Genomic DNA, 8,030 nt, shown 5'->3' on the forward strand with positions numbered 1-8,030 from the left:
CATTCAACAACTGTTATATATAAAACAAGGGTGAGAAGCCTGATTTTCAGGCTTGCCACCCTTACATATCATAGAAGAATCTTATTTACAGACTTTTTCTCATAGTCTCTGTCATGCCAGCGCAATATATTACCTAGAATATCGCTATAACAGGAAAGGGGCTGCATTGTGACAGCCCCTAGTTTACTTCATCACGTTGTCTACATTCTGAGTGAACTCGTTCCCTGGTTTATTTTAGCATCGGTCTGGATTTTGTTTCATAAAGATAAATTTAGCCACAGCGCGGTCGTATGTTTTAATGTGTCCAAACAGCCAGTCGATTACATTTTTCTGTACAAGTTCACTGAACCGATCTGTTGGTCCTTCATACTCCTGAAGGTATTCATACAGTTCCTGAATTGTCTTTTTAAACTCTTCATGTTTTTCATAATGTTTTTCACGCTCTGGATAACCGGCTTTTTCCTGAAGTGCTTCTTCTTCTTTAAAATGAAAGTCAGTATACTCGTTAAGATAATCCAGAAGTTTGATCGCCTTTACCTTGCTGTCGCCATTTTGACAGGCAATTACAAAGTTCTGAATACGGTCAATCAATTCTTTGTGCTGTGTATCGATTGTTTTATTTCCTGTTACTAAATTGTCATCAAAGGTAATGTTTAAATCGTAAGTCATAATTTGACCTCCATTTCTTTTATATGTTCTCTTAGGCTCTTTTAATGTCTGGCAGTTTCGTACCTGCATTTTCTGCTTAGTCTTCTACAGGAACGAAAACATCTTTTCCTAATCCGCAGATTGGGCATGTCCAGTCATCTGGAATATCCTCAAATGCAGTTTCTGGAGCGATACCGGCGTCTGGATCTCCTACTGCCGGATCATAAATATATCCACATGGTTCACATTCATATTTTTCATAGTCATTTTCCCTTTTCAATGTCGATTTATTTTGTTACTAAGTTCCTAGCAATTTTTCTAACACTTTGTTTCTTGTATATCAGTATTATACATGATAATTATTATTTTGTCAATAATAGTAATTATTATTTTTTTGCACTTAGCATAAACTGATATTTGAATTGCACATTTACATATTGTATATATCATGGGAATAGTTGAATAAAAAAATGAACTCTATTCATTAAAGACAGAGTTGCTGGAAATTATTTCTCTCCAACAACTTTCTTCGTCTTTAAGTCCTTGAAACACAATACTGTCCAATCAGATTCATCCAACTGTTATATTTATTCTTTTCACACACCTTTCGGCAAATTTCATTTTCCATCAATACACAGAACATCTTATCATAATCAAATGCCCAAACAGCACCATTCACATGGTTTTCCACTGCTTTCTGATCTATGTTCTTTAAACGTGTGACCATTTTTTCAATTTCTCCATTTCTCAAGTTACCGATATTTTTGCAGATAAACCGAAAGAAATTCAACGTTGCATATTCGTCATGCCAATGGAACTCTTCTGGATTGTTTTTAATTTTACTGACTCGCTGCTGTTCTTTGATTATCTGATCAGCTACACCTTTCATCGAATCTTCGTATCTCATATTACTCACCTACTCTTCCTCAACGCCCAGTGACGGTTTAAATCTTTTATCCTTTGCCTGCGGTACCACGATCTCATAAAAATAAAATCCTAAATATCCAAGTGCCTGCTTCTTCATTTTATAAAAAGAAGTCCTGCCTATTCCTAACTCCTGCTGTACTTCCACATCTGTCTTATTATAATGACTGCAAAAACAGGAATGAAGGATCTCACTGAGCATCACACCATTTGGTGCATAGAACTTCACCAGTGTCATTCCACGATAGATCATATCAGACAAACCGTAAATAATCATCAGGTTATTCATTTCCCGGTGCATCTTTGGCACATTCAGCTGATTGTTATAAATGCTCAGATAACTTAATGCATATGCCATATCTTCATTGATTTTCTCCTGGCACTCCATATCCAGTTCTTCCAATACAACCTGGTTTTCTAAAATCAATTTCTGATAGCTTGTCATCAGTTCTTTAATATCAGTATAATGTCTTTCGATTATAACTTCCAGATAATCCTGTGCATGACTTGCCATCTGGAAGGTAATTTCTTTCATTGATTTAATTGCATAATCTCTGTCTGTCATCAGTTTCAAAATCTCCTTATCATCATCACACTAACTGGCGGTCTTTCAGACCAGTTCGCTTTCCCCATGATTTTGATGGGAAGCAATTACTTACTACAACTTGCAGAAGCGGATATCCAAAAGGCATTGTGGGAGCTGCCTTTGCTGACCGAAATCCATCTTCTTATGTAAAACCTGCAGGAATATAAAGGGAAAGTGACTATCCCTGCCGGTTAATAATCCAAATAATATCGTCTATACCAATCTCTCCTTATGCTGTTTTTCTCTCCATAAACCATTTATCCACTTCGTAAAACAAGTGGCTTTCCTGCCCCTGTATCATACAGGTGTACATCATTCCTACACCGCCTGCCTTTCTGCTGGCGCATCGCTCGATTTTCAAAATTCTGTCAATGCTATACTTTCTTCCATCCTCCCATGTAAAAAATATGGGAACCAGCTGTCCGTCTTTCCGAAACTCTGCTACTACATCTACATATACTTTGTTCATGCCGACACCTCACTATAAAATCTCAATTGCTCTTGGCGATGCCGGGATTCTGCGGATATATCCATTTAACTCCAACTGTTTGATTCTGGAAAAAGCAGATGATGTTGATCTTACTCCGATCATTTTTCCAAATTCCCGTACTGTCGGCGGATATCCATGCTCCTTCGTATAATCCAAAATACACTGATAACTTTCTTTCTGTTTTCTGGTTAATGCTTTTTTCAAATCTATCCCTCCAATTACCCATGAAAATAACTGTGTGGATGGATCGTGTGCGTACCAGCGTCTAAGTGGGATAAGACTTTATCCTGATACATTGTCGCTCGCTGTATACTGAAATAACCAAACCGTCGTCTGATCTCATCTACAGTACGATCCAGCTTCTCTAACTTTTCCTTTTTCTCCTGATTTCCAAATAAATCCAACTGCACGGGAATATCATCTAACACAAGATCCGCAGCTCGGATTCCCAGGCTTCTAATGGGATGTTCCCATTTGTAATTATCTTTAAATAGCTGAAATGCTGCAGTTACAATCTCGTTTGTAATATTCGTTGGCTGTCGTAAATGTATCTGTCTGGAAAAACTATACAATCCATTATCTCGAACTGTAATTTCTACTGTTTTGCATTTAAATCCATGTTTCCGCAATCGTGCAGCTACACTTTCTGCCAATGCTATTTGAATGATCCAGACATCCAGATCATTTTCCAGATCTCTCGGTGTTGTAGTGCTATTACCTATCGACTTTACTGGTGCTTCATATCCTTCCTTGCAAACCGGATCTTCATCCCAGCCATTTGCGAAAGCCCATAATACATTTCCTATTTTTCCAAAATGACTCTCTAACAACTTTTCGTCTGATTCCGCAAGTTGCCCGATTGTCCGGATTCCAAGTTTTTGCAATTTCTTATTTGTCTGTCTTCCGACATAAAGCAAATCTGACGCTGGAAGCTGCCATATCCTGTCTTTATAATTTTCTCGATTAAACTCTGTGATTGCATCCGGCTTTTTATAATCTGAACCAAGTTTCGCATAAATCTTATTCCAGGAAATTCCAATACTGACCGTTACACCCAGTTCGTATTTAATCCGATGGCTGATTTCTCTTGCAATCGTCATTCCGCTTCCTTTCAGATTTCTGCTGTCCGATACATCCAGCCAGGCTTCATCAATTCCATATGGCTCGATCTTGTCCGTATACTCCGAATAGATTTCTCTTGCCATCTGTGAAAATCTCAAATACAAATCCATCCGTGGTGGTACAAATATGATTTCCGGACAAATCTGTTTTGCCTGCCATAATGCCATTCCGGTCTTTACACCTTTTTGCTTTGCAATATAATTTGCTGTCAGCACAATCCCATGTCTGGCTTCCGGATCGCCACCGACTGCCAGCGGCATTCCGGCAAATTCCGGATGATGTAACATTTCTACACTGGCGTAAAAACAGTTCATATCACTATGCAGGATCACACGCTCACTCAAACTTTTCACCTCCCAGCTGTTTCCTTAAACATGATGTCTGATCAATTTTTGTATGTTTAGTATATATCGACATTCCGGAGATAGTCAAGCAACATCTTGGTTGTATTTTCTCCATTTTGTAGATTATTGTTGATTTTATTTCTAACATACGGTATAATGCATATAGAAAATTCAAATAGAAATGAGGCGAACAAATGCGTGATTTCGGGGAAATATTAGCAGAAAATAGAAAAAAGAAAGGATACTCTCAATCAGATCTGGTAGACCTGCTTTCTCAGGAAGGTATTCAGGTCACTACAAAAGCAATCTCCAAATGGGAGACCAATGCACGAGAACCAGCTTTACATGTTTTCCTGACACTTTGCCAGTTACTTGATATCGAAGATATATATGAATCCTTCTTTGGAGAAAACCCATATAACATTATGAATGGATTGAATGAAGAAGGCAGAAATAAATTGATTGAATTTGCTGATATTTTGAAAGCTTCTAAAAAGTTTTCTCCACTGTCTGCAAAGATTATCCCATTCCATCATCCTGTAGACATTACCTGGGAACCTGTTTCTGCTGGTACTGGAAATTATCTGGAAGATTCTGTAAAAGAAACCTATGACGTAGGACATCTTGCTCCTGAGCAGACTGACTTTGGTGTACGGATCTCCGGTGACAGTATGGAGCCACTTTATCACACAGGCGATGTCGCATGGATTCAGAAAAAAGATTCTCTTGCTAATGGTGAAATTGGAATCTTCTATCTCAACGGTAATACTTACATCAAGGAATTACACGATGAGCCAGATGGTGTTTATCTGATTTCTTTAAATCAAAAATATCGTCCTATCCAGGTTTTGGAATCTGACTCTTTTAAGATTTTTGGAAAAGTAATCGGGAAATGCAAAGGTGCAGAAATTCCGGGATTCCATTAAATTTCAACAGCAGGTTCACGATCCTGCTGATAACAATAAACAAAGGAAGTGATTAAATGGCAATCAATAATACACTAAAAGATATTCGTGAAGAACGGAATCTCATTCAAGCAGATTTGGCTGAAGCCATAGGTTCCTGCAGCCAGACTATAGGCCGCATCGAACGTGGAGAACGTAATCCCTCTCTTGAGATTGCAATCCGGCTGGCACATTACCTGAAAGTGCCTGTAGAAGATATTTTTCAAGTTGAAGATTGAAGCACAACAGCCAGAAAACCGAGGAGTAAAATCCCCGGTTTTCCTTTTTGCTCAAAAATTAGTGTAATCCTTTTACGAAGTCCACTGCGTTTTTCATATCTTCTTCATTAGGATGGTCTTTAGCAATACCTCCAACCAGTTTAAATGGTCCGAATGTGTCATACCCTTTGCACCCAAATTTTCCTATCACTTTAGAATGCTTCTTGTCCAAAATCTGCTCTAAGGATTTATAATTCGCACTTCCACCATAAGTACAAATCAGAAATATCTTTAATATCTTTTTGTCATCCGGTAGGTTCTTCTCTGCAAATCCCAATATCGACTGATGAAATTTTGAAAAATAGATTCCTGATGCAAATCCAATCATATCATAACTGTTCAGATCTGCATTTGGCTGTTTTACAGCATCAATCAAATCGACCTGGCACTCTTCTGCTATGCTTTTTACTAATTTTTCTGTATTTCCATGATGTACAGATGCATATACGATCGCTTTTCTCATTTGTTTTCCTTTCTGCCTGCTCCATCAATCAGGTCATAACTCATATCCAAAAAGTCCAGTATCTTTGCTTCACTGACCGAACCTTCCAGTAAAATCGTGATCCAGTGCTGCTTATTCATATGGTATCCTGGTAAAAATCCATAAGTCTGAATAATCATGCTGATCATTTCTGGATCGCACTTTACGTCCATGATGTCAACCAGATCATTTCCCTCTAATCCCAATTTCGATTTTTCAACCGTCATGATCACTGCATACCATTTTCCATTTTCATGTCGAAGTACTGCACTGTCTGGTAGTTTACTCCATAAATATTCCGGAATCGTGCCATACTGTTTCTGCACATATTCAAAAATTTCTTCTTTCTTCACAATCTATTCAACTCCTGATTCTTCTGATATCCTGCCCATAATCATACCACATTTTCGTATCCCGTACTACCTGCAAAATTCTTTTGCATTTTACCGGTTCTCCTGACTTTAACTAATAGGGGGGTAAAACAGCAAGGACAGGAAGTGAGGATACACTTCCGGAAAATCCCAATTTAGGGTACCCTGCCCTAAATTGAAAAAGCTGAAAGAAACTATACTACTACCCTCTCAGAAAGGAGAAATTACCAATGGCTGAAAGAAAACGAAACAAAGAAATCCATTTTTATGTCACAGAAGAAGAAAGAAAACTTATCCGCAGGAAGATGATAGAATCAAAGACCAAAAACATGGGAGCTTATCTGCGGAAAATGGCAATCGACGGGTACATCGTAAACACCGATACCACTCCACTGAAGAAACAGTATGAGGAAATGCACAAGATTGGCGTAAATATCAACCAGATTGCGAAGAAAGTGAATACCACCGGAGATCTGTATCCGGAAGAAATGCAAGAACTGAAAGAGATGGTAAAAGAGATATGGCATATATTAAGATCTTCCCAATCAAAGTAACGGACAAAAAAGCTCTGGACTACATTACCAATCCTGATAAGACCGATGAAAAACTATTGATTTCTAGTTTTGGCTGTTCTCCTGAAACAGCTGATCTGGAATTTGCCATGACGAGAGAACAGACAAAAAAGAACGGAATGGATAAAGGTGATAATCTGGCATTTCATCTGATTCAGTCCTTTAAGCCTGGTGAAACAGATGCAGAAATCGCCCATCGCTTAGGACAACAATTTGCAGACGAAGTACTGAAAGGAAAATATGAATACGTGATTAGTACCCATGTTGACAAAAACCACATTCATAACCACATCATCTTTAATGCAGCAAGTTTTGTTGATCATCACAAATATGTTTCCAATAAGCGGAGCTACCATAAAATCTGCCGGATCAGTAATCGTATCTGCCATGAAAATGGACTTGCCACCAGTATGCCAACCGGAGAAAAAGGTAAAAGCTATAAAGAGAACATGGAATACCATCGTGGCACCAGTTGGAAAGCCAAGCTACGTGTTGCAGTTGATAAAGCAATCTGGACTTCCATCAACTATGAGGAATTTCTACAAAAAATGCAGTTAGCCGGATACGAAATCCGCCAAGGAAAGCACCTATCCTTCCGTGCGCCTGAACAGAAAAACTTCACTTATATGAAATCTCTCGGAAGTTATTATTCAGAAGAAAATGTCCGCATCCGTCTGGCAAAAAATCGTAACAAAGTAAAAACTCCAAGGCATCTGTCCAGAGAAGCTCGCCTGTATATCAATATCTCCACGTATGTTACGACCGGCAATCAAGAAGGATTTGAACGATGGGCAAAACTCAATAATCTGAAAGAGGCAGCTCGTACTTTCAACTATCTTTCCGAAAATAATCTGCTGAACTATGAGGATTTCCAACAGCATGTTTCTGATATTGATGCTTCTGTTAAAGCGGCTGAACAAAAAATAACACAAATCAACAGTGAGCTGAGCACGCAAAAACTCATTCAAAAACACTGTGATTCTTACCGGCTTTGCCGTAAAGTGATTGAAGATTGCAGATCTGCTAAAAATCCAAAAGCATACCGAACCAAACATCAGGCAGAATACCAGCTCCACGATTCGCTAAAAAAAGAGCTTCAGGATCTTGGCGTTACCAAAATCCCTAGCTCTAAAAAAATCCAGAAACGGATTGAAAACCTGAGACTATGAGAAAAAGTCTGTAAATAAGATTCTTCTATGATATGTAAGGGTGGCAAGCCTGAAAATCAGGCTTCTCACCCTTGTTTTATATATAACAGTTGTTGAATGGC

General features: G+C 38.4%; 13 protein-coding genes. 4 read left to right on the forward strand and 9 right to left on the reverse strand.

From position 1 onward, the window contains the following. Positions 1–234: 234 nt before the first annotated feature. From ACTQ50_RS18395 to dinB, 7 genes are all read right to left on the reverse strand, one after another. Positions 235–669, reverse strand: a complete 435-nt coding sequence (locus ACTQ50_RS18395; protein ID WP_441485385.1) for a bacteriohemerythrin — start codon at positions 667–669, stop codon at positions 235–237. 76 nt (positions 670–745) lie between these two features. After that, positions 746–928, reverse strand: coding sequence for a rubredoxin (rd, locus tag ACTQ50_RS18400; protein ID WP_024854724.1), 183 nt, complete (start codon positions 926–928; stop codon positions 746–748). A 255-nt stretch (positions 929–1,183) separates the two neighbouring features. Beyond that, positions 1,184–1,555: a hypothetical protein gene (locus ACTQ50_RS18405; protein ID WP_008708198.1), complete on the reverse strand. Its 372-nt coding sequence runs from the start codon at positions 1,553–1,555 to the stop codon at positions 1,184–1,186. Between the two features lie 9 nt (positions 1,556–1,564). Continuing rightward, positions 1,565–2,137 (reverse strand): hypothetical protein, encoded by a 573-nt coding sequence (locus ACTQ50_RS18410; RefSeq protein ID WP_441485386.1) that lies wholly within the window; start codon positions 2,135–2,137, stop codon positions 1,565–1,567. A 250-nt stretch (positions 2,138–2,387) separates the two neighbouring features. Then, complete coding sequence (locus ACTQ50_RS18415) at positions 2,388–2,627, reverse strand: hypothetical protein (protein WP_005344271.1); 240 nt, start codon at positions 2,625–2,627, stop codon at positions 2,388–2,390. A 12-nt stretch (positions 2,628–2,639) separates the two neighbouring features. Beyond that, positions 2,640–2,852 (reverse strand): DNA-binding protein, encoded by a 213-nt coding sequence (locus tag ACTQ50_RS18420; RefSeq protein WP_117594103.1) that lies wholly within the window; start codon positions 2,850–2,852, stop codon positions 2,640–2,642. Between the two features lie 14 nt (positions 2,853–2,866). Continuing rightward, the gene (gene dinB, locus ACTQ50_RS18425) at positions 2,867–4,114 is read right to left on the reverse strand and encodes a DNA polymerase IV (RefSeq protein WP_441485387.1); all 1,248 of its coding nucleotides are present in this window, start codon (positions 4,112–4,114) and stop codon (positions 2,867–2,869) included. A 194-nt stretch (positions 4,115–4,308) separates the two neighbouring features. Between dinB and ACTQ50_RS18430 the strand changes: the two genes are divergently transcribed. Further along, positions 4,309–5,040: a helix-turn-helix domain-containing protein gene (locus ACTQ50_RS18430; RefSeq protein ID WP_118050735.1), complete on the forward strand. Its 732-nt coding sequence runs from the start codon at positions 4,309–4,311 to the stop codon at positions 5,038–5,040. Between the two features lie 56 nt (positions 5,041–5,096). After that, entirely contained in the window at positions 5,097–5,297 is a 201-nt protein-coding gene (locus tag ACTQ50_RS18435) for a helix-turn-helix transcriptional regulator (protein WP_005344265.1), read from the forward strand. Between the two features lie 58 nt (positions 5,298–5,355). Here the strand turns inward: ACTQ50_RS18435 and ACTQ50_RS18440 are convergent, their stop codons facing one another. Together ACTQ50_RS18440 and ACTQ50_RS18445 are read right to left on the reverse strand one after the other, a co-directional pair. After that, positions 5,356–5,799, reverse strand: a complete 444-nt coding sequence (locus ACTQ50_RS18440) for a flavodoxin family protein (protein WP_441485388.1) — start codon at positions 5,797–5,799, stop codon at positions 5,356–5,358. Continuing rightward, positions 5,796–6,170 (reverse strand): MmcQ/YjbR family DNA-binding protein, encoded by a 375-nt coding sequence (locus tag ACTQ50_RS18445; protein WP_195255570.1) that lies wholly within the window; start codon positions 6,168–6,170, stop codon positions 5,796–5,798. Before ACTQ50_RS18445 ends, ACTQ50_RS18440 begins: the two co-directional genes overlap by 4 nt. A 248-nt stretch (positions 6,171–6,418) precedes the next feature. On the opposite strand from ACTQ50_RS18445, the gene ACTQ50_RS18450 reads away from it, so the two are divergent. After that, the gene (locus tag ACTQ50_RS18450; protein WP_173702543.1) at positions 6,419–6,742 is read left to right on the forward strand and encodes a MobC family plasmid mobilization relaxosome protein; all 324 of its coding nucleotides are present in this window, start codon (positions 6,419–6,421) and stop codon (positions 6,740–6,742) included. Further along, a complete protein-coding gene (locus ACTQ50_RS18455; RefSeq protein WP_441485389.1) occupies positions 6,709–7,929 on the forward strand; it encodes a relaxase/mobilization nuclease domain-containing protein in 1,221 nt (406 codons plus the stop codon). Before ACTQ50_RS18450 ends, ACTQ50_RS18455 begins: the two co-directional genes overlap by 34 nt. Positions 7,930–8,030: the final 101 nt, after the last annotated feature.

Source organism: Blautia sp. Sow4_E7, from assembly GCF_052116245.1.
Taxonomy (GTDB): domain Bacteria; phylum Bacillota; class Clostridia; order Lachnospirales; family Lachnospiraceae; genus Blautia_A.

Excerpts from the sequence above, each read along its gene's own strand:
- ACTQ50_RS18395 (WP_441485385.1), bottom strand. The coding sequence starts at position 669 with ATGACTTACGATTTAAACATTACCTTTGATGACAATTTAGTAACAGGA.
- ACTQ50_RS18405 (WP_008708198.1), bottom strand. The coding sequence starts at position 1,555 with ATGAGATACGAAGATTCGATGAAAGGTGTAGCTGATCAGATAATCAAA.
- ACTQ50_RS18410 (WP_441485386.1), bottom strand. The coding sequence starts at position 2,137 with ATGACAGACAGAGATTATGCAATTAAATCAATGAAAGAAATTACCTTC.
- ACTQ50_RS18415 (WP_005344271.1), bottom strand. The coding sequence starts at position 2,627 with ATGAACAAAGTATATGTAGATGTAGTAGCAGAGTTTCGGAAAGACGGA.
- ACTQ50_RS18430 (WP_118050735.1), top strand. The coding sequence starts at position 4,309 with ATGCGTGATTTCGGGGAAATATTAGCAGAAAATAGAAAAAAGAAAGGA.
- ACTQ50_RS18435 (WP_005344265.1), top strand. The coding sequence starts at position 5,097 with ATGGCAATCAATAATACACTAAAAGATATTCGTGAAGAACGGAATCTC.
- ACTQ50_RS18440 (WP_441485388.1), bottom strand. The coding sequence starts at position 5,799 with ATGAGAAAAGCGATCGTATATGCATCTGTACATCATGGAAATACAGAA.
- ACTQ50_RS18450 (WP_173702543.1), top strand. The coding sequence starts at position 6,419 with ATGGCTGAAAGAAAACGAAACAAAGAAATCCATTTTTATGTCACAGAA.
- ACTQ50_RS18455 (WP_441485389.1), top strand. The coding sequence starts at position 6,709 with ATGGCATATATTAAGATCTTCCCAATCAAAGTAACGGACAAAAAAGCT.